The sequence below is a fragment of the Hymenobacter jeollabukensis genome (assembly GCF_005771675.1).
GTDB lineage: Bacteria > Bacteroidota > Bacteroidia > Cytophagales > Hymenobacteraceae > Solirubrum > Solirubrum jeollabukense.
In genome coordinates this window covers 33915-55124 of the sequence record NZ_VAJM01000003.1, presented here as the reverse complement: position 1 = coordinate 55124, position 21210 = coordinate 33915, and the positions used below count along the sequence as shown (strand labels likewise).

General features: G+C 64.9%; 18 protein-coding genes. 10 read left to right on the top strand and 8 right to left on the bottom strand.

The features are described from left to right. Positions 1–25 precede the first annotated feature (25 nt). Complete coding sequence (gene queA, locus FDY95_RS07630) at positions 26–1078, top strand: tRNA preQ1(34) S-adenosylmethionine ribosyltransferase-isomerase QueA (protein ID WP_138076332.1); 1053 nt, start codon at positions 26–28, stop codon at positions 1076–1078. A gap of 109 nt (positions 1079–1187) precedes the next feature. Here the strand turns inward: queA and FDY95_RS26250 are convergent, their stop codons facing one another. Beyond that, positions 1188–1556: a hypothetical protein gene (locus tag FDY95_RS26250; protein WP_171025580.1), complete on the bottom strand. Its 369-nt coding sequence runs from the start codon at positions 1554–1556 to the stop codon at positions 1188–1190. Between the two features lie 132 nt (positions 1557–1688). On the opposite strand from FDY95_RS26250, the gene FDY95_RS07620 reads away from it, so the two are divergent. From FDY95_RS07620 to FDY95_RS07595, 6 genes are all read left to right on the top strand, one after another. Beyond that, positions 1689–2393 (top strand): 2-C-methyl-D-erythritol 4-phosphate cytidylyltransferase, encoded by a 705-nt coding sequence (locus FDY95_RS07620; RefSeq protein WP_246073959.1) that lies wholly within the window; start codon positions 1689–1691, stop codon positions 2391–2393. Between the two features lie 454 nt (positions 2394–2847). Next, positions 2848–4563 (top strand): DUF1800 domain-containing protein, encoded by a 1716-nt coding sequence (locus FDY95_RS07615; RefSeq protein ID WP_138076329.1) that lies wholly within the window; start codon positions 2848–2850, stop codon positions 4561–4563. A 119-nt stretch (positions 4564–4682) separates the two neighbouring features. Further along, positions 4683–6263: a DUF1501 domain-containing protein gene (locus FDY95_RS07610; protein WP_212744871.1), complete on the top strand. Its 1581-nt coding sequence runs from the start codon at positions 4683–4685 to the stop codon at positions 6261–6263. A 174-nt stretch (positions 6264–6437) separates the two neighbouring features. Further along, positions 6438–6755, top strand: a complete 318-nt coding sequence (locus FDY95_RS07605) for a hypothetical protein (protein WP_138076327.1) — start codon at positions 6438–6440, stop codon at positions 6753–6755. Positions 6756–6931: 176 nt separating this feature from the next. Then, a complete protein-coding gene (locus FDY95_RS07600; protein WP_138076326.1) occupies positions 6932–7129 on the top strand; it encodes a hypothetical protein in 198 nt (65 codons plus the stop codon). A gap of 228 nt (positions 7130–7357) precedes the next feature. After that, positions 7358–7573: a hypothetical protein gene (locus FDY95_RS07595; protein ID WP_138076325.1), complete on the top strand. Its 216-nt coding sequence runs from the start codon at positions 7358–7360 to the stop codon at positions 7571–7573. 9 nt (positions 7574–7582) lie between these two features. Here the strand turns inward: FDY95_RS07595 and FDY95_RS07590 are convergent, their stop codons facing one another. Next, positions 7583–8251: an SOS response-associated peptidase gene (locus tag FDY95_RS07590; protein WP_138076323.1), complete on the bottom strand. Its 669-nt coding sequence runs from the start codon at positions 8249–8251 to the stop codon at positions 7583–7585. Positions 8252–8354: 103 nt separating this feature from the next. Further along, positions 8355–9113, bottom strand: coding sequence for an alpha/beta fold hydrolase (locus FDY95_RS07585; protein ID WP_246073958.1), 759 nt, complete (start codon positions 9111–9113; stop codon positions 8355–8357). 281 nt (positions 9114–9394) lie between these two features. Here FDY95_RS07585 and FDY95_RS07580 point away from each other — a divergent pair, with 281 nt between their 5' ends. Next, a complete protein-coding gene (locus tag FDY95_RS07580; protein ID WP_138076320.1) occupies positions 9395–10312 on the top strand; it encodes a DUF5996 family protein in 918 nt (305 codons plus the stop codon). 15 nt (positions 10313–10327) lie between these two features. Here the strand turns inward: FDY95_RS07580 and FDY95_RS07575 are convergent, their stop codons facing one another. Continuing rightward, positions 10328–11263, bottom strand: coding sequence for a hydrogen peroxide-inducible genes activator (locus tag FDY95_RS07575; protein WP_138076319.1), 936 nt, complete (start codon positions 11261–11263; stop codon positions 10328–10330). 102 nt (positions 11264–11365) lie between these two features. On the opposite strand from FDY95_RS07575, the gene FDY95_RS07570 reads away from it, so the two are divergent. Then, positions 11366–12871, top strand: coding sequence for a catalase (locus FDY95_RS07570; protein WP_138076317.1), 1506 nt, complete (start codon positions 11366–11368; stop codon positions 12869–12871). 268 nt (positions 12872–13139) lie between these two features. Beyond that, positions 13140–16031 carry a T9SS type A sorting domain-containing protein gene (locus tag FDY95_RS07565; protein ID WP_138076316.1) on the top strand — a complete coding sequence of 964 codons (2892 nt, stop codon included), beginning with the start codon at positions 13140–13142 and terminating at the stop codon, positions 16029–16031. A gap of 85 nt (positions 16032–16116) precedes the next feature. Here the strand turns inward: FDY95_RS07565 and FDY95_RS07560 are convergent, their stop codons facing one another. The 4 genes from FDY95_RS07560 to FDY95_RS07545 all read right to left on the bottom strand — a co-directional run bounded on the left by FDY95_RS07560 (position 16117) and on the right by FDY95_RS07545 (position 20930). Then, positions 16117–17454, bottom strand: coding sequence for a family 1 glycosylhydrolase (locus FDY95_RS07560; protein WP_138076314.1), 1338 nt, complete (start codon positions 17452–17454; stop codon positions 16117–16119). Between the two features lie 136 nt (positions 17455–17590). Then, positions 17591–19276 (bottom strand): GMC family oxidoreductase, encoded by a 1686-nt coding sequence (locus tag FDY95_RS07555; protein WP_138076313.1) that lies wholly within the window; start codon positions 19274–19276, stop codon positions 17591–17593. A gap of 102 nt (positions 19277–19378) precedes the next feature. Beyond that, on the bottom strand, positions 19379–19972 hold the full coding sequence (locus FDY95_RS07550; protein ID WP_138076312.1) for a gluconate 2-dehydrogenase subunit 3 family protein: 594 nt from the start codon (positions 19970–19972) through the stop codon (positions 19379–19381). A 112-nt stretch (positions 19973–20084) separates the two neighbouring features. Beyond that, positions 20085–20930 carry an SDR family oxidoreductase gene (locus tag FDY95_RS07545; RefSeq protein WP_246073983.1) on the bottom strand — a complete coding sequence of 282 codons (846 nt, stop codon included), beginning with the start codon at positions 20928–20930 and terminating at the stop codon, positions 20085–20087. Between the last annotated feature and the right edge of the window lie 280 nt (positions 20931–21210).

The following is a 21210-nucleotide window of genomic DNA, read 5'->3' as shown; positions in this document are numbered from 1 at the left end:
TTGTTGCCTGTCCCCAACGCTGGCCATGAAGCTTTCTGAGTTTAAGTTTGAACTGCCCGAGTCCCTGGTAGCGCAGCATCCTGCCAAGCAGCGCGACGAATCGCGCCTAATGGTGTTGCACCGCGACAGTGGCCGCATCGAGCACCGCACCTTCAAAGATATCATTGAATACTTCGACGACGGCGACGTATTTGTGGTAAATGACACGAAGGTATTTCCCGCCCGCCTCTACGGCAACAAAGAAAAAACCGGCGCCAAGATTGAAGTGTTCCTGCTGCGCGAGCTGAACAAGGAACTCCACCTCTGGGACGTGCTGGTGGACCCGGCGCGCAAAATCCGCGTCGGCAACAAGCTGTACTTCGACGACGACGGCGTAATGGTGGCCGAGGTCATTGACAACACCACCTCGCGCGGCCGGACCATCAAGTTCCTGTTCGACGGCCCGGAGGAGGACTTCTACAAAGCCCTGCACGACCTGGGCGAAACGCCCCTGCCCAAGGAGGTCATTACCCGCGAGCCGGAAACGGCTGACAAGGAGCGCTACCAGACCATCTACGCCAAGCACACGGGCGCCGTGGCCGCGCCTTCGGCCGGCCTGCACTTCACCCGCGAAGTCATCAAGCGCCTGGAAATCAAGGGCGTGGAAATGGTGCCGGTGACCATGCACGTGGGCCTGGGCACGTTCCGCCCCGTCGACGTGGAGGACCTGACCAAGCACAAGATGGATTCGGAAAACTTCATCGTGCCGGCCGATTCGGCGGCGGTGGTGAACCGGGCCCTCGACCAGAAAAAGCGCGTGTGCGCGGTGGGCACTACGTCCATGCGCGCCATGGAGTCGTCGGTGTCGGCCAACGCCCGCCTGAAGCCCACGGAAGGCTGGACGGATAAATTCATCTTCCCGCCCTACGAGTTCAAGATTGCCAACGCGCTGCTCACGAACTTCCACATGCCGGAAAGCACGCTGATGATGCTGGCCTCGGCCTTCGCCGGCTACGACCTGCTCATCGAAGCGTACAAGCTGGCTATCAAGGAGAAGTACAAGTTCTTCAGCTACGGCGACGCCATGCTGATTCTGTAACCGGGTGATGAGGTGAGAGGTGACCCGTAACAGGTCCCGGTAGCCTTAGCATCCAGCAAAAAGCCCGACTGCCAACCGCGGTCGGGCTTTTTTGTGCGCGTTTGACGGGCTATTCGGCCGGATTACGCTCGGCGGCTGCGCCGGGGGCATCCAGGATTTTGCGGACGACCAGCTCGTCGACCTGCAGCCGCCGGATGGTCAGCTCCCCGACTTCCAGCTTCTGCAGCCGGGCCTGGGCCACGCTCAGCCGCCGAATGGCCACCACGCCCACCGCCAGCGCCCCGACGGCCAAGGCGCCAATGGCCGCCGCGCCGACGGCCAACGCGCCGCGGGCGCCGGCGCCGGTGGCCTGCGCCCCGATAGCCGAAGCGCCCGTAGCCTGGGCGCCGATGGCCTGGTGGCGCAGGTGGGTAGCGGATGCTCCGGCAGCAGAGGCGGGGCTTGATGAACGGGAGGCGTAGTCAGCGGCTGGTTTCATGGCGACGAGCGTAAGGTGAAAGGCCTAAACCCGTTAAGACGCAGTCCCGGCGCCGAAGTTGCGGGCGGATCGGTGGCCGTTGGCCGCTTACTTTTGCGCCGGCTTCGTTTGCCGATCCTGTCTTCTCTGCCCGTGCCATCCACTCCCGCTCCCGTTACTTCCTCTCCCGATACCCGCCTGGCCATCATCGTGGCCGGGGGCAGCGGCACGCGCATGGGCGCCGACCGGCCCAAGCAGTTTCTGGAGCTGCGCGGTGAGCCGGTGCTGGTGCACACGCTGCGGCGCTTCGCCGAGCCAAGCCTGGGAGTGGCGCGCATCGTGCTGGTGCTGCCCGCCGAGCAGCTGAGCGTGTGGCAGGAGCTGCACGCCCGCTACGCGCCCGAGCTGGCCCTCACGGTGGCCACGGGCGGCGCCACGCGCTGGGCTTCGGTACGGCAGGGGTTGGCCCAACTCAAGGATTACGGCGCCGGCGTGGTGGCCGTGCACGACGGCGTGCGGCCCCTCACCCCCACCAGCGTTATCGAAAATACCTACGTGGCCGCCGCCCGGCACGGGGCCGCCGTGGCCGCCGTGGCCCCCAAGGATTCGGTGCGCGGCCTTTCGGCTACGGGTTCCTACGCCCTGGACCGCTCGCGCCTGCGCTTGGTGCAGACGCCGCAGTGCTTCGAGCTGGAGCTGCTGCGCCGCGCCTACCAGCTGCCCGAGCTGCCCACCTTCACCGACGACGCCAGCGTGGTGGAAGACCTGCACCCGATTCAGCTGGTGCCGGGCGACTACCGCAACCTGAAAATCACCACGCCGGAGGATTTGCTGCTGGCCGAGGTGCTGCTGGGGTAGCACCGGCGGGCGGTGTAGCTGGCAGTCAGTGCGAGGTGTAGCCGAAGCAGCCGCAGGAAGGCGTCGCTGATCGGGCCTGGCCAACGGGCTACACGTACAATGCCCTCCCGCCCGAAACCGTCTTTGTACAGTTTCGGGCCGTGTCGTTTTCGGTGGGTGCCGGTTGAGTCGGCGGTGAATGCGTGCTGGCCTTCAGTGCAAAGCGCAAGCCTGCATTTTCGAGTCAGTAAAGATTTAACCGTAGTTAGCCTTCACGACCTGCTGTCGGCAACGAGGGCTGGGCGTTTGCTTTTGTGGGGTTTTACTGCCTGCCGCATTAGCTTAAAATAAAATTAAAATTGAAGTATACCCATCATTAAACTTTCATTATTCCTACGCATCTTAGAGCTTACAACCGACCACTAAGCCAAGCACGCGCTGGTTATAAGGCTTTTTTCGACCAAAACCCCTGCCTATGGACCGTAGAGCTTTTCTCCGCAAACCGGCTTCGGCACTGACGGCCCCGGCGGCAGTCCTGGCCGCCCCGGCGCAGCAAACCGATCCGCCCGGCGAAACCGTCAGCCCCTACGCCAACAAGACGCTGCCGGTGCTACCGCGCACCAACGCGGGCCTCACGGCCTACACCGGCACCTGGGGCAAGGCGCAGGCGGCTCACCTGCTACGGCGCTGCCTGTTCGGCCCCACCCGGGCGCAGATTACGGCGGCGACCAGCTCCACCCTCTCGCAGGTGCTGACCAGCCTACTGACCGCTCCCGCGGCGCCCGCGCCGCCGGTCAACGTGTCGGCTACCGACACGAGCGTGCCTATCGGGCAGACCTGGGTGTCGCAAGTTTTCGACCAGAACTTCGAGGGCGTGCGGCGCTCTTCGCTGCGGGCGTGGTGGCTGGGCCAGCTGCTGGCCGACAACACCCTGCAGGCCAAGATGTGGCTGTTCTGGCACAACCACTTCGTCGTCGAGCTGGCCGATATCAACGACGCGCGCTACGGCTACCACTACGCCGAGCTGCTGCGCGGGCAGGCCCTGGGCAACGTGAAGCAGCTGTGCAAGGACGTGACCGTGGCCCCGGCCATGCTGCGCTACCTCAACGGCAACCAGAGCACCGCCACCGCGCCCAACGAAAACTACGGCCGCGAGCTGCTGGAGCTGTTTACGGTGGGCAAGGGCCCGCTCATCGGCGCCGGCAACTACACCAACTACACCGAGGCCGACGTGCAGGCTGCCGCCAAGGCCCTCACCGGCTGGCGCGACAACGCCACCACCATTGCCGGCTACTACACCGCCTCCCGCCACGATACCACCGTCAAGCAGTTCAGCGGCGCGTTTCAGAACCAGGCCATTCCGAACGGCGGCGACCAGGAATACAAAACGCTGGTGGACATGATTTTCGGGCAGGCCGAAACCGCCCGCTACCTCGTGCGCAAGCTCTACCGCTGGTTTGTGTACTACGTCATCGACGCGACGACCGAGCAGAACATTATCCAGCCCTTGGCCACCCAGCTGCAGCAAAATGGCTTCAACATCGGGCCGGTGCTGCGCACCTTGCTGGCCTCCGAGCACTTCTTCGACGCGGTGAACGTGGGCTGCTACATCAAGAGCCCGCTCGACTTCAGCCTGGGCCTGCTGCGCCAGCTGGAAGTAGCCCAGCCGACTTCCGCCAACGTAGCCCAGCAGTACTCGGTGTGGGACTATTTCAACGGGCTGACCAACCTGCAGCAGCAGTACCTGGGCGACCCGCCCAACGTGGCCGGCTGGGCCGCCTACTGGCAGACCCCGCAATTCAACGAGCTGTGGATCAACGCCGTGACCCTACCGCGCCGCACCCAGGTATCCGACGCGCTGCTCACCAGCACCGGCGTCACCCGCTCGGGCTTCCTGCTCATCGTCGACCCGGTGGCCTGGGTGCAGAGCCTGCCCGCCGCCACCGCCCAGGACCCGAACCTGCTCATCCAGGCCTTCGTCGACGTGCTGATGCCCTTCGCGCTGACCACCACGCAGCTGGCCTACCTCAACGACACGCTGCTGCCCGGCCTGCCCGACTTCGAGTGGACCGACGAGTGGAACCAGTACCTGGCCGCGCCCACCAACACGGCCAAGAAAAACGCCGTGGCCACCAAGCTCCGCGCCCTGCTCAAGGTCATGCTCAGCCAAGCCGAATACCAACTCAGCTAAGTGGTGAAATGGTGAGATGCTGAACTGGTGAGTGCCGTTCTGCTTGCGCAAGCTGCGCAGTGCTGGCCTCCAGAGCATCAAACTCACCAATCACCATCTCACCATTTCACCATCTTCTGATGAAACGCAGAGAATTTATCCAGACCGCGGCGGCCGGGGCGGTGCTGCCGGTGCTGCTGAACGGCTTCTCGGTGGCGGCTTACGGCCAGGAAAATGCCGTGCTGGCGGCTTTGGTCAACACCGCTATTCAGACCGACCGCGTGCTGGTGCTGGTGCAGCTCAACGGCGGCAACGACGGGCTGAACATGGTCATTCCGCTGGATCAGTACAGCGGGCTGATGACGGCCCGGCCCGACATTGCCATTCCGCAGGCCCAGGTGCTGCCGCTGACCACGCTCACCGGCATTCACCCGGCCATGACGGGTATCAAGAGCCTCTACGACAACGGCAAAATTGGCGTAGTGCAGAGCGTGGGCTACCCCAACCCCAACTTCTCCCACTTCCGCGCCACCGACATCTGGACCTCGGCCTCCGACTCCAACGTGACCTGGAACACCGGCTGGACCGGCCGCTACCTCGACGGCGAGTACCCCGGCTTCCCCACCGGCTACCCCAGCACCCAAAACCCCGACCCGCTGGCCATTACCGTGGGCTCGGTGGTAAGCAACTGCGTGCAGGGCCCTACCGTGAACATGGGCATGGCCATTGCCAGCACCAGCTCGTTCTACCAGCTGCTCACCGGCACCGTCGATACCGCCCCGAACACCCCGGCGGGCCACGAGCTGACGTTTATCCGGCAGGTGGTGCAGCAGACGCAGGTGTACACCTCGGCCATTCAGCGGGCGGCCCGGGCGGCCACCAACCTCTCACCGATGTGGCCCACCGCCGGGCAGAATGCCCTGGCTGATCAGCTCAAAATCGTGGCCCAGCTGATTGCCGGCGGGCTGCAGACGCGCATCTACTGCGTCAACCTCGGCGGCTTCGACACCCATGCCCTGCAGGTGCCGGCCACCGGCAGCACCGCCACCGGCACCCACGCCACGCTGCTGGGCAAGGTGTCGCAGGCCGTCGAAGCCTTCCAGGACGATTTGCGCCGCCTCGGCGTGCAGGACCGGGTGGTGGGCATGACGTTTTCGGAGTTCGGGCGGCGCATCAAGGCCAACTCCGGCAAGGGCACCGACCACGGCGCGGCGGCCCCGCTGCTGGTGTTCGGCACCAGCGTCAACCCGCGCATCCACGGCCAGAACGTGCAGGTGCCGACCAACGCCGGCGTCAACGACAACGTGCCGATGCAATACGACTTCCGCTCGGTGTACGCCTCCATTCTGCAGGACTGGTTCGCGGTGCCCGCCGCCACACTCAGCACCCTGTTCGGCCGCGCCTTCCCCTACGTGCCGGTGCTGCGCGCCGGCGTGGCCACCGGCACCACCGCCGCCGCCGACGTGAACGTGCCCAACTTCAGCGTGTACCCCAACCCCGTGCGCGAGCGGGCCACCATCACCTTCGACACCGACGGCGGCCACGTGCAGGTGCTGCTCTTCGACGGCACCGGCCGCGAAGTCAGCCGCTTGGTGGACCGCGCCCTGCCCCGCGGCCCGCAGCAGCTGCCGCTCGACGCCACAGCGCTGGCGGCGGGCACTTACTACTGCCACGTGCAGGAAGGCTCGCGCCTGAGCACCCGGCTGGTGGTGGTGGAATAAATGCTCGGCAAGCCGCCTTTTTCGGGCCGGCCTCAACCGTTACCATCAAAACTTGAAAAACTCCCCGCTCGGGCGTAGCCCTGGCGGGGAGTTTTGCGTAATGCCCAAACACGCCCGCCGGCCCCCGCCGCCGGGCGTTTGTTCCGACCCCCTAACTACCTCATCCGTTCCGTCATGGACACCCAGATCCAAAAACAGCTGGAAGACATTCTCCCGGAGGACATTGCGCGCACCTTCGAAAGCGCCTACCACGTGATTAAGGGCGACAACGAGCACGTCGAAGACCTGCTCCGCCACGGCGGCGCCCTGCTGCGCAAGGCCAGCCAGCGCCTCACGCCCACCCAGTTGGTGCTCGGCATTGCCGTGCTGGCCGCCGGCGCCGTGCTGGTGCTGACCAAGTACTCCGACCAGATTCAGGACGCCATTGAGGACTTCACCGACGGCGACGACGACAAAGAGCCCGCCAAGGATGCCAAACCGGCCGGCAAATAGCCGCTTCCGGACCCTATCAGCCGACGCAGTCCGTTTCCCTTTGAGGCGGGCTGCGTTTTGCTGAGCCCCAATAATTATAACAAATCATATTATTTATTGCATAATACAGTACAAAAGTATTATTATTGCTTCTCAACTCGCACGTTCCTTTTCCACCAACACAACCACTTACCCCTATGCGTAAGCAGCTTTACTATGCCCTGGCCGCACTGATCTTGGGCGGCGCGGCCGTGCCCGACGAGAGTTACGCCGAGCCCATGGCCCCAGTGGCTCCGACTACTGCCATTCTGAAAGCGGATGACGCGAGTCATGCCAGCAGCGTGGCCAAACGCAAAAAGCGCAAGAAGCGCCGGGCCGGTCGGCGGCGGCGCTAGCCTCGCATATTTGGGGTGGTAAAACCTTGGCCTGATTTGGTGTAAAATACTATCATTCAGCTGATAGCGCCACCCGTTCTCGTTTCCTCGGCGTAGCTCTGAGCTGCGCCAACCGACGGCTTCACATCTTCATGTGAGGCCATTTTTTTTTGGGCAGCGGCCTGGGCAGCGTAGCATTGCATCGTCAAACGATTCTAGGATTTCTCCACTTCTTCTTGCTCCACCGCTATGAAAACGCTTTGCTTCTCCCTGCTGCTTGCCGTGCTGGCCAGCGCCCCCTTCGAGGCCGCCTTCGCCGGCGCGCCCGTGGCCGAAACCACCTCACTCACCACGGCCGACCACGACGCGTTCGGCGGCGGGTACAAGTTCAAGCGCAAAAAGCGGAAGAAGAACCGTGGCAACCTGCGCCGCAAGCGCCACGGCCTGTTCGGCTTGGGCCGCTAACTACCCACGCTAGGCCGCGGCGGGCTGCAGCACCGCCGGGTCGTTGTGGGCCGGCGAGTTGACCAGGGTGGTTACCGCGTACTCCTTCAGCAGGCCGTCGGGCAGCGGGCGCAGCAGCGCCTGGTGCTCGGCGGCCGTTGTGCGGTCATCGAGCCAGGCCAGCTCGGCGGCGCGGTCGGGCAGGATGACGGGCATGCGGTTGTGCAGCTGGGCCATCAGGGCGTTGGGCTCGGTGGTGACGATGGTAAAGGTAGGCACCACTTCGCCGGTGTCGCGGTCGGTCCACTCGTCCCAGAGGCCGGCGAAGGCGAAGGGTGCTTCGTCCTGGCGCAGGATGCGGTGCGGAATCTTGCCGCGGCCCGTCTGTTGCCACTCGTAGAAGCTGTCGGCCAGCACCAGGCAGCGGCGACGCTGCAGCAGCTGCCGAAACGAGGGCTTTTCGGGCAGCGTTTCGGCGCGGGCGTTGATGGGTTTGGGCGCCTGCTTCACGTCCTTCACCCAGCCCGGAATCAGTCCCCACTGTACCGCCTGAATGTCATGCGGGGCCAGGTTGGTAATGATGGGCATACGCTGCGAGGGCGCGGCGTTGTAGTTGGCTTTACTGGGCGCCGCCGGCTTGGCATCGAAGCGCTTGGCCAGGCCCGAATCGGGGGTGATGATGGTGTAACGGCCGCACATAGCTGCAAGGGTTGGAAGTAGGAAGGAACGCGCCGGGCTGGGCGCTGTCGGCATAAAACTAAAACAATTAGCCACACAACTAAGTGCATTAGCCACACACTTTTCAGCCTGGCACGCTGATTTGCAGCTCGCCCATGAACTGCCGCAGGGCGCTAGCCACTTCACCGGGCGCTTCGAGCGGCAGCAGGTGCCCCGCCCCTTCGATCAGGTGGAAGGTGGTGGTTTCGGCCAGACAGGGCAGCAGCTCGCGCTGGTGTACCTGCGGGGGCAGCACGGCGTCGGCGGTGCCGGCAATCAGAAACACGGGCACCTGCACCCGGGGCATCAGGGCGCAGATGTCTTCCTTGCTGCCCTGCAGCAGCCAGGCGTCCCAGGCGGCTTGGCTGGTGCGCAGGTTGTCGGCAATGACCTGCTGGCGCAGGGCATCGGGCAGCGGGCGGGTCGTGATGTGCTCGAAGGTGGCTTCGGCGGCGGCCGGGTCGCCGTAGCTGCGCAGGCTGGCCTGCCGTTCTTCCTCGCGCATGGGCTCGGGCGTGGGCGGCGAGGGCGTGAGCAGGGCCAGGCCGCGCAGGCCGGGCGGCTGCCGGGCGGCCACGTCCAGCGCGATTTTGCCGCCCATGCTGTGGCCCACGAGCACGTAGTCGGTGAGCTGCTGGCGGCTGACGAGGGCTTCTACCTCGCTGGCATAGGCCTCCACGGAATAGCCCCCGGCCGGGGCCGGCGCGTCGCCGAAGCCGCCGAGGTCGGGCGTGAGGCAGCGGTAGCCGGGTTCGAGCGCCTCGACGACGGCCGACCACTCGCGGCCGGAACCGGCCCAGTAGTGCAGAAAAACGAGGGTGACGGGCGCGGGGGCAGCGGACATAAGCGAGGGGACAGACGGCAACATCGAATTGCTTACGGGAAAGTGGCGACGGAGTGGCATGGCGACGGGGGAGCATTACCGCTAGGTGGAATGCCGGTTATGGGTTGGTCGGCTGTCATCCTGAGCATGTCGCTTACGAATCATCCCCCAACTCATTGCCGAATGCCCAGCTGAATGACGGGAGGCCGTTTTTCGGCCTCGTGCTTCAGTCATCCGAGTCTGCAGGAAGCCTGATTATATAATTCTGATTATCATTAGCCTCACCTGTTGCCCACCCGCCGATGTCCACTTCCCCCGCCCCTTCGCCCTGGCCTGCTCTACCGGCCGATTCCTGGACCGCCACCCGCCAAACGCTGCACATGTGGACGCAGATAGTGGGCAAAACGCGGCTGGCCCTGAGTCCCATGCTCAACCACTGGTGGCAGGTGCCGCTGTACGTGACGCCCCGGGGCCTCTCCACCGGCTCGATGCCCTACGCCGGCGGCGCCTGCGAAGTCGTGTTCGATTTTCACCACCACGAGCTGCAGCTCTATACCAGCGACGGGGAGGTGCGCCGCATGGCCCTGGCCCCGCGCTCCGTGGCCGATTTCTACCACGAATACCGCAGCCTGCTGCGCGCGGCAGATGTGGCGGCGGCCATCTGGCCGGTGCCGGTGGAAGTGGAGGATGCTACCCCGTTTGCGCAGGACCGGCACCACCACAGCTACGACGCCGATGCCGTGCAGCGCTTCTGGCAGATTCTGCTGCGCGCCGATCAGCTGCTGGGCGAGTTTCGCGGGCACTTCACCGGCAAGGCCAGCCCGGTGCATTTCTTCTGGGGCTCGTTCGATCTGGCCGTCACGCGCTTTTCGGGGCGGCCGGCGCCCCCGCACCCCGGCGGTGTGCCCAACCTGGCCGACTGGGTGACGCGCGAAGCCTACTCGGCCGAGGTGAGCAGCGCGGGCTGGTGGCCCGGCGGCAACGGGCAGGACGCGGCCTTCTACAGCTACGCCTACCCCACGCCGGCCGGCTTTGGCACGGCCCCGGTGCGCCCCGACGCGGCCAGCTTCAGCGAACAGCTGGGCGAGTTTCTGCTGCCCTACGAAACCGTGCGCACCGCCGCCGACCCGCGCCGGCTGGTGCTCGATTTTCTGCAGAGCACCTACGAAGCCGCCGCCAACCTCGCCCACTGGGACCGGCGCCACCTGGAGCGGCACTGAGCCGCCACCGCAGCCTTACTTCCAACGGATTTTCTGCCCGGCGCCGCGGGCGTGCAGCCGCTCGGGCGTGCGCCGCAGCATGGTGTCGCGCAGCAGTGTGAGCAGGGGGCGCCGCACGAAGCTGTGGTGCACCACCAGGCTGATTTCGCGCACTGGCTCGGGCGCCTCGAAGCGCTTGATCATCGGGTTGTGGTCCAGCTCGCCGAGCACCGACAGCTCGGGCACCAGCGTGTAGCCGTGGTTTTGGCGCACCAGCTGCTTGAGCGTTTCGATGGAGCCGCTTTCGTAGGTGAAGGGACGGGCGTCGTTGGCGGCGCTGGGCGTGCAGATGTTGAGCGTTTGCTGCCGGAAGCAGTGGCCCTGCTGCAGCAGCCACATGTTGTCGTGGGCCTGCAGGTCCTGGGGGCGGATGGTGGCCTGCGCGTGCAGCGGGTGGTCGTCGGCCACGTAGACGAGGAACGGCTCTTCCAGCAGCGGTATTTCCTGCAGGGCGCGGTCGTCGAGCGGGGTGACGAGCAGGCCCACGTCGAGCTGATTGGCTTTGAGGCGCTGCACGATGTGCTCGGTTTGCAGCTCTTCCACCTGCACGCGCAGCTGCGGGTGCTGCTGCACCAGCTCCAGCAGAAACAGCGGCACCAGGTAGGGTGCCAGCGTGGGGATGATGCCCAGGCGCAGCTCGCCCACCAGCTCGCCTTTTTCCAGCTGCACCGTTTCGCGCAGCTGCTTCACCGAGCGCAGCACCTCGCGGGCATGCTGCACCACCTTGGCGCCCACCGCCGTGGGCTCGATGCCGCTTTTGGTGCGGTGAAACAGCAGTACGCCCAGTTCGCCTTCCAGCTTCTGCACCTGCATGCTGAGCGTGGGCTGGGTGACAAAGCACTTCTCCGCCGCCAGTACGAACTGCCGGTGCGTGTCGAGGGCGACGAGATACTCCAGCTGCTGCAGAGTCATATAATCATTATCAATACCTGAATCAAAACTATCAATTTTCTTGATAATCCTTTAATAAACAACTTTGCGGCACCTCAACCACAGAAATAACCGCTGCTTACGATGTCCGAAAATCAGAACCCGAACCGCCTGACTACTGCCGCTGGCCGCCCCATCTGGGACAACCAAAACTCGCAAACTGCCGGGCCGCGCGGGCCGGTGCTGCTGCAGGACTACCTGCTGCACGAAAAGCTGGCGCACTTCAACCGGGAGCGGATTCCGGAGCGCGTGGTGCACGCCAAGGGTTCGGGCGCCTACGGCACCTTCACCATCACGCAGGATCTGACCGCGTTTACCCGCGCCAAGGTGTTTTCGGCCGTTGGCAAGCAGACGCGCGTGTTTCTGCGCTTCAGCACCGTGGGCGGCGAGAAAGGCTCGGCCGATACAGAGCGCGACCCGCGCGGCTTCGCGGTGAAGTTCTACACCGAAGACGGGAACTGGGATTTGGTGGGCAACAACACGCCGGTGTTCTTCGTGAAGGACCCGGTGAAGTTCCCCGACTTCATCCACACCCAGAAGCGCGACCCGCAGACCAACTGCAAGTCGGCCACGGCCATGTGGGACTTCTGGAGCCTGAACCCCGAGTCGCTGCACCAGGTGCTGATCCTGATGTCGGACCGCGGCACGCCCTACGGCTACCGCCACATGCACGGGTTCGGCTCGCATACCTTCTCATTTATCAACGCCGCCAACGAGCGGTTCTACGTCAAATTCCACTTCATCACGGAGCAGGGCATTCGGAACTTCACGGCCGAAGAAGCTACCGAAATGAAGGGTTTGGACCCGGATTTCGCCCAGCGCGACCTGTTTGAGGCCATTGAGCAGGGCAATTTCCCGCGCTGGACGCTGAAAGTGCAGATTATGCCCGAGGCCGACGCGGCCACCTACCACCTCAACCCCTTCGACCTCACGAAGGTGTGGCCCCACGCCGACTATCCGTTGCGGGAGCTGGGCGTGCTGGAGCTGAACGAAAACCCCGTGAACTACCACGCCCACGTGGAGCAGGCCGCCTTCGCCCCGGCCCATGTGGTCGACGGCATTGGTTACTCGCCCGACAAGATGCTGCAGGGCCGCCTGCTGGGCTACCCCGACGCGCAACGCTACCGCCTGGGCACCAACTACGAGCACCTGCCCGTGAACCGCTGCCCCTTCGGCTTCAGCAACTACCAGCGCGACGGGCAGATGGCCCTGGGCGACAACGGCGGCAGCGGCCCAAACTACTTCCCGAACTCCTTCGACGGGCCGCGGGAAGACCCGGCCGTGGGCGAGCCGGCCGAGGCCCTGCACGGCTTGGCCGCCCGCTACGACCGCAACGCCCCGGGCGAAAACGACCATTACTCCCAGCCCGGCGCCTTGTTCCGCCTGATGACGCCCGAGGCCCAGCGCAGCACCATCGACAACATCGTGGGAGCCATGAGCGGGGTGAGCGGGCCGAAGCGCGAGGAAATCCTGCAGCGCCAGCTCTGCCACTGGTTCCGCGCCGATATCGGCCTGGGAATGGCCGTGGCCCGGGGCCTGGGGTTGGATGTAGCCGTGCCGACCCACCACGCCCCGGCGGCAGCCATATAAGGAACTTAGTAAGCCTTTTATCGTAGGCGCATCTTTCCTTCCGAAAACCAAGAACCCGGCTTCAGGCCGGGTTCTTGGTTTTCTGCCGGCCCTTCCTAACCTTTGTTAGTCAGGCCACTCCGGTTGTCGGCACCTAAACTAACCTGTCAATTAATAACAGATAATGAACAACATAGGAGGACTATATTAACATCAAGCTTGATAAAACCCTTACATTGGCATTTGATTAACCTTGATTCGTTTTCCCTTTCACTTTTTTTCTTTTTACATGAGTACAAAACTCTACTCTCGCTCCGCTTCATTGCGGCGCAAGCTGCAGGGTGCCTTGGCAGCACTGGCCATTAGTGCCGGCCTGGCGCCGGCTGCAATGGCTCAGGTGGTAGTGCCTGCCGGCAACCCCAACTCCTTCGTGAGCCGCTACCCGTTCGGCACCTACTACGGCTACGAGCGCAGCGCCATGATTTACACGGCGGGCGAAATCGGCTCCAGCGGCAACATCACGCAGATCGGGTTCTACACCGCCAGCGTAAGCACGCCCGGTAACGCCCCGACGAAAATTTACATCAAAACCACCACCGCCAGCTCGTTCGCCGCCGCCACCACGGTAGCCGCGGAGGAAGCTGGCGCTACGCTGGTATACGACGCGACCATCCCGGCTTCGTCGTTTACGGCCAACTCCTGGGTGAACGTGCCGCTGACCACGCCTTTCGCGTACAACGGCACCAGCAACCTGGAGGTAATCGTGGAAACCAACGCCACGGGCGCCGGCAACGAAGACGCAACGAGCAAGCGTTTCCGCATGACCGAGCTGGGCGTTAACCGCTTTCAGATCTGGGCGACGGATAACGCCGCGCCCACCACGGCCGGCACCCTGGCTACGCCCCGCCCCAACATTCAGCTGACGGGCCTGACGGCTCCGAACTGCGCGGGTCCGACTGCTCCGGTGGTATCGGGCATCACCACCACCGCGGCCAGCGTAGCCTTTACGCCGGCCACGGGCGCTACCAACTACACGGTTACCTACACGCCCCAGGGCGGCACGGCTACCACCGTTACGCCGGCTCCTACGGCTTCGCCCATTTCCCTGTCGGGCCTGACGCCGGGCACCGCTTACACGGTGACGATTGCCTCGAACTGCGCGGGCAGCACTACCTCGCAGCAGACCACCATTGGCTTCACCACGCTGGCCAACGCCCCGGCCAACGACAACTGCGCGGGCGCGGTGCTGCTGACGGCGGCTGCTACCTGCACCACCACCAACGGCACGGTAAGCGGCGCCACCCAGAGCCAGGCGCCCAGCACCTGCTCGCAGGCCACGTCCTCTACCGCGCTTGACGTATGGTACCGCTTTGTGGCCACGGGTACTTCCCACGTAGTTACCGTTGCCGGTGGCTTCGACGGGGTACTGGAAGGCTTCAGCGGCGCCTGCGGCACCCTGACGAGCCTGGGCTGCATCGATGCTATCGGCAACGGTGAAACCCTGACCCTGACCGGCCTGACCTCGGGCAGCACCTACTACGTGCGCTACTACGCGTTCGAAGACAGCAGCCTGCCCCAGCCCACCAACGGCGCCTTTACCATCTGCGTAACGAACCCGGCCACTTCGACGGGCCCGGCCAACGACAACCCGACCGGCGCCATTGCCCTGACCATCGGCGCTACCTGCACCCCGGTTAACGGCACCAACACCGGCGCCACGACCACGACCGTGAACGGTTACGTGAACGGCACCAACCCCAACACGGCCTGCGGCATCGCGGTGAGCCCGAAAGATGTGTGGTACAAGTTTACGACGGCCGCCAGCGGCGCTGGCAGCACGGCCGTGCGCATCCAAGTAACCGGCGCTCCGGCTGGCTACCTGCGCCTGTTCTCGAGCCCTGGTGGTGCTGCTACTGGCCCGTTCACGGAAATTGCCTGCGCTTCGGGCCGGGCCAACAACACCGTATCGGAACCGCTGGTGGCCTACGGCCTCACGCCCAACACGACCTACTACGTATTCGTAGCTGGCTTCGGCTCTACCGATACGCAGGGCGCTTTCACCATCTGCGCTACCTCGCTGCCCGACAACGATGCCGCCGTACAGGCCATCTACACGCTGGGCAAAACCCCGGCTGGCTCGCCGGTAACGGTGCAGGCCGTTATTCGTAACGCCGGCGGCAGCCCCATCAGCTCGGTGCCGGTTTCGCTGACTGTGGCAGGTGTCACCACCTTCACCAATGCCCAGCTGACCGGTACGATTGCCCCGGGCACCGCAGCAACGGTTACGTTCACAGCCTACACGCCCGCCACGGCTGGCAACAACACCATCACCGTATCGCTGCTGGCCGACGATGTAGCCAGCAACAACACGCTGACCTTCGCCCAGGTTGTTACCACCAACGTACTGAGCTACGCCAACAACACGGCGTTTGATCCGCAACTCAGCGTAGGCTTCGGCATTACGTCGACCGCTGCATTTGTGGCCCGCTTCACCACGGCCGAAGCCCGCACGCTGACGGCTGTAACGGCTGGTCTGGGTGGCGTTGCCTCGGGCGGCGTCAACCCCACCGTCGGCAATACGGTGTACGGTGTCGCCTATAGCTCGACCGGTGCCCTGCTCGGCCGCACGCCGAACTACGTGGTAACGACGGCCGACATTGGCACGCGCAAGACGTTCACGTTTGCCACGCCGATCAGCCTGGCGGCCGGTACCACCTTCCACGTGGGTATGGTACAAACGCCGCCCGTGGACGCCGCTACCCGCTACTTCCCGATGGCTACGCTGCCCCAGTCTCCCACGCAGCCGGGCACGTTCTTCACCGTGGCTGCCGCCGGTGGTACCCTCACCGACGCTGCTGCCAGCAACCTGGGCATCTTCGTTATCGAGGCCCTGGCTGACCGCGTAACGGGTACCTCGGCCGCGCTGAACCGCGCTATCAGCCTGTACCCCAACCCGAGCACCAACGGCGAAGTGACGCTGAGCGTGCAGAACGCCAAGGCCCAAAACGGCCTGGAAGTGCAGATCATCAACACGCTGGGCCAGACGGTGTACACCAAAGGCCAGCTGCGCGACAACTTCGAGAACAAGCTGAACCTCTCGCACCTTGCCGCCGGCATGTACACGCTGAAAGTGAAATCGGGCGATGAGTACACGATCCGTCAACTCTCGCTGACCAAGTAAGCGCGTCGGATTTCCGACTAAGCTAAAAAGCCTGCTTCCGCTAGGAGGCAGGCTTTTTTCGTGCTTCAAGCCCCCGGCGCCGGGCTCAGATATCGACCTTCAGCGAGGCCGGCCGGGGCGAAATTTCGAACAGTTCGCCGTGGGGCACCATGGTAATCTGCCCAAACTCGCGGATCATCATCTTGTAGCTCTCCCCGACGGGGCGGATTTTCCGGTCGAGGTCGTAGAGGCCGCAGGGGTTCACGGCCAGGCGCTTTTCGGCCAGGCTGATGTCCCAGTCGAGCTGGTCGAGCAGGGAGTACCAGGTGAAGCCCACGACGGGCACGCCGTCCTGGCGCATGCGCGTCACGTTCACCCACTGCTTCCAGAGCCAGCATTCGGCATCCTTGGCGTTGAAGGAGTTGGTTTCGGTGTGGAATACGGGCTTGCGGTACCGCTCGTAGTACTGCTTGGTCATGGTGTACCAGCCCAGCACGTCCTCGGCCGCGCACCAGTTGCCGTCGGGCTTGATGATGCGCTCATTGCGGCCGTAGTAGTCGTTGCCCATGATCTGGTAGCCGGGCGGCTCGCCGGCCATAAACCACTTCAGCTCGTCCCGGGTCAGGCCGTTGTCGAGGCAGTAGAGCAGCACTTCCGCGTCGATGGTGTGGGCGTAGAGCAAATCGAGCGAGAGGAAGCGGAGCTTGTTGGTGAGCCGGATTTCGGAGCTCTGCACGGCGCGCATCTCGTGGATGTACTCGGCCGATTCGCTCTGCACGATGACGCAGTCGGGCCGGTACTTGGCAATCTGCTGGTTGCCCATGATGCTGGCGGCCGTGATGTGCTTCATGGCGGTGATGAAGGCGCGGTCGTCCTTGAGCTGCTCGTTCCAGATGCCGTCCTTGGCGGAGGCGCGGGCCGTCACGTAGATTTCGTTGACGGGCGTGTAAAAGCGCACCCAGGGGTAGCGCCGGGCCACCGCGCCGCAGTACTCGGCGAAATGCACCGGCAGCTCGGGGTTCTGGAAGTTGCCTACCCAGTCGGGCACGCCGAAGTGCATCAGGTCCAGGATGGGCGTGATGCCCAGGCGCTGGATTTCGGCCATGGCCAGGTCGGCAAACTCCCAGTCATACTGGCCCGGTGCCTTATGGATTTTATAGTACGGCAGGTTGTAGCGCAGCACTTTCAGGCCCAGCTCCCGCACCAGGCCCAGGTCTTCCTTGTACCGCTCGTAGTGGTAGCTTTCGGCCAGCTGGTCGCGGCGGGTGCGGCCGTGGTCGATGGTGGGGTACGAGCACTCGATGCCGGTGGCAAACATGAAGTTGCTGGGCGAGCCGGTGGGCAGGCCGCGGCCGTCGTGGCCGGCCGCGCCGCCGTACTCGTCGCCGGCGTAGTGCCCGTCGCCGAATTTGGCCTTGATGTGGGTGAGAAAGTCCTTGGGCATGTGGTGTGGTTGGGTGTGGCGGCGGCAAAGCCCTTCGTCAAGGGCGGCTTGATCTTGCTGGTGACTTTTAGCCCGCAGAAGGCGCAGAGGCTTCCGCAGAGGGCGCAGAGTTGTTCTGGCGCCAGAAACCAACGGCTTAATTATCCCGGCGCTGCTGCTTTTCGAGGAACCGGTCGGCGGTGCGCAGGCTCAGGGCCATGATGGTCAGGGCCGGATTCACGCTCAGGGCGCTGGGAAAAACGGAGTTGTCGCAGATGTAGAGGTTGGGCACGTCGAAGCAGCGGCCGTCGGCGTCGACCACCGCGTCGTCGCCCGAGCGGCCCATGCGGCAGGTGCCGATGACGTGGGCGCTGCGCTGGAAAGTCCAGATGTCGCGGGCGCCGGCGGCTTCCCAGATTTGGCGCATCGTCCGCTCAGCGTGGGCGTTCATGCGCAGCTCGTTTTCCTGGTTGGTGAAGTAGACGCGCGGTTTGGGCAGGCCGCGGCTGTCCTTCTCATCGGAGAGTTCGAGGTAGTTATCGGCGTGGGGCAGACAGTCGCCGAGGATGTTGATGCCGGCCACGTGGTTGTACTGGCTCATGTACTCGCGCAGCTTCGGGCCCCACAGGCCGCGGCCCCGGGCCACCTGCCCGGCAAAGGTCACGGGCATCACGCCGATGCTCTGCAGCAGGTAGCCGCCGGCAAAGTCGGCGTCCTTGGCGCGGTGCGTGTCCTCGGAAATCAGCCCGCCGGGAATGCCTTTGTTGGGCCGCACCATCTCCTCGAACGTGCCCCAGAGCTGCAGGCCGGGGTGGGCCATCAGGTTCTTGCCCACGTGCCCGCTGCTCAAAGCCAGTTCGTTGAGCAGCAGCAGCCGGGGCGTTTCCACCGAGCCGGCGCAGAGAAACAGCGTGCGGCACCGCTGGCGCCGCTCCTGCCCGTGCTGCTGGTACACCACGCCCGTCACCCGGCCCTGCGCGTCCCGCTCGATTTCCGTCACGAAGCAGTCGGCGCGCACTTCGGCCCCGTGGGCTTCGGCCAGCGGAATAAACGTGACGTCCATGCTGGCCTTGGCCCCGTTGGAGCAGCCGGCCTGGCAGAAGCCGCGGTTGGTGCAGGCCTCGCGCCAGCCGATGCCCTCCTGATAGTAGCGCGCCGACACGGCCGCGTTAGCCGCCGGCGAGGTGCGGATGCCCAGCTTCTCGCAGGCCCGCTGCATCAGCTGGGCCGCGCCGTTGAGCGGCAGCGGCGGCAGCGGGTAGCCCCGCTTACGCTCGGGTCCCCAGGGGTAGGGCGAGGGGCCCGAAATGCCCAGCAGCCACTCCAGCTCGTCGTAGTAGGGCGCCAGGTCGTCGTAGCTCAGGGGCCAGTCCTGACCCACGCCAAAGTCGGTGCGCAGGCGCAGGTCGTCGGGCTGCACGCGGGGGGTGTAGGCGGTGTAGTGCAGGGTGCTGCCGCCCACGCCGGTGCCGGAGTTGTTGCGGCCGAAGGCCAGCGGGTGCTGCCCGGCCGAGAGCCGCTCGTCGTTCCAGAACAGGAAGTCCTGGGCCCGCTCGTCGGTGGCGTAGTCGCGGCGCGAGTCGTGGCGCGGGCCGGCTTCCAGGGCCACCACCCGCAGCCCGGCCATAGCCAGGCGGGCCAGCAGCGGCGCCCCGCCCGCCCCGGTCCCAATCACCACGCAGTCGACCTCCTCGGCCGGCTCGGGCAGCTTCTCGGGTTGGGGCTCGGGCGCATCAGCCGGGGTTGGCGCGTCTTGGAGCAGTTTGCGCAGCAGCGGGTCCTGCACTTCGGGCTGAACGGGGCTGACGACGCCTTCCTCCAGCAGTTCTTCTTCGTCGGGCACGGTGTGGTGAGATGGTGAGATGGTGAGATGGTGAAATAGTGAGCGGCAGCATGGTAAAATGGAGTGGCGTCAGAACGCCAAACTCACCATTTCACCATCTCACTATTTCACTTCCAGCGGTTCCCGCTCTTCGCGCTCATCGAGGCCGATGCGCGTCCAGGCGGGCAGGTCGGCCATGCCGACGTAGCCGATTTCTTCCTGGGCCAGCGGGTGGGAGTAGTACAGGGCAGTGGCTTCGGCCAGCAACTCCTCGAAAAAGCGCCGGGCCTCGACTTTCAGCCATAGGTCGCCGGGGGCCGTGCCGGCCTGCACGGCGGCCAGCACCTGGTCCTGCTGCTCGGCGCTCAGCGCCAGGAAATCCTGCTGAAACTGCGCCTGCGCCGCCTGCTGAATGCCGCCCAGGCCAAGGCGGTAGGCTTCGCGGTCGGGCGGCAGTGCGTCGTAGCGCCAGCCGTCGGCCAGGCCGCTGAGCAGGCGCGCATCAATACCGGCGGGCAGGTCGATGGCCTCGGCACCGCGCTCGGGCTGGGGCAGCAACCGGGCGCACACCGCCCCGAGCAGCCGGTAGCTGTCGGCATCGAAAAACTGCGGCTCGTAGGCCGGGGCATCAAGCCGCGCTTGCAAAGCGGCGCGGGTGGCGTCGCTCACGTGGGGCGTATCGAGCAGGGCCCGAACGGTACCGGGGGGGTATTTCATGTGGTGAGATGGTGAGGTGGTGAACTGGTGAGTTTGATGTTTGGGAGGCGCGCAGCTGCGCAGCTTGCGCAGGCGGAACGGCACTCACCAGTTCACCACCTCACCATCTCACCTACTGGTCGCTGCTCATTTTGCCGCCGGTCACGTGGACCAGGGAGCCGGTCATGAAGGAGCCGTCCTGGGAGGCCAGCAGCACGTAGGCGGGGGCAATTTCCTCGGGCTGGCCGGGGCGTTTCAGGGCTACTTCGTGGCCGAACTTCTCGATTTCCTCCCGCGGCATGGTACCGGGAATATTGGGCGTCCACACCGGGCCGGGCACCACGCAGTTCACGCGGATGCCCCGCTCGCCCAGGTACTGGGCCAGGCTCTTGGTGAAGGCGTGAATGGCCGACTTGGTGCTGGCGTAGTCGATCAGCAGCGGAATGCCCGTCAGGCCCACGATGCTGCCGGTGTTGATGATACTGTCGCCCTTGCGCAAGTGCGGAATGGCGGCCTGGGCCAGCCAGATGTAGCCGAGGATGTTGGTGTCGAAGGTGCGGCGGATCTGCTCCTCCGGGATGTCCTCGAACTTCTCCTGGGCCATCTGGAAGGCGGCGTTGTTGACCAGCACGTTCAGCCCGCCCAGCTCCTTGGTGGTGCGGCGCACGGCCTGCTTGCACTGCTCTGGGTCGCGCACGTCCAGCTTCAGTAGCAGGCAGCGGCGCTTCTGGCCTTCCACCAGGCGCTGGGTTTCCTTAGCGTCCACGTCGTTTTCGTTGTAGAGCACGGCCACGTCGGCGCCCTCCATGGCGAAGGCCAGCGCCACCGCCCGCCCGATGCCCGAGTCGGCCCCGGTAATCAGCGCGATTTTGCCCTTGAGCTTGCCGGCGGGCTGGTAGCCCGAGAGATTCGAGTCGGGCTGGAGCTTCATGTCGGCCTGCTTGGCCGGGTAGGGCAGCTTCTGGGCGTGCTCCTTCATCTGGGCGGCCGTGGGGCGCTTTTCGCGCTTGGGCGCCGGGGCTTTGGTTTTGGCCGCGGCGGCTTTGGGCGTGGCGGGTTTGGCGGCGGCTTTGGGGTCGTCGGCGGGCTTAGGCGCCGGGCGGGCGGGGGCGGCTTTGGGGGCAGCAGATTTCTTGGCGGCCATAGGGAGCGGGCGTCGGTGGTGGTTGTGCCCTTGGCCTTACGCAAAAGCTCGGCAGAACGGTTGAGCCGGGGCGGTGACGCGCAGCATACCTGCCCAAAAACGCGTTGCCCCGCTA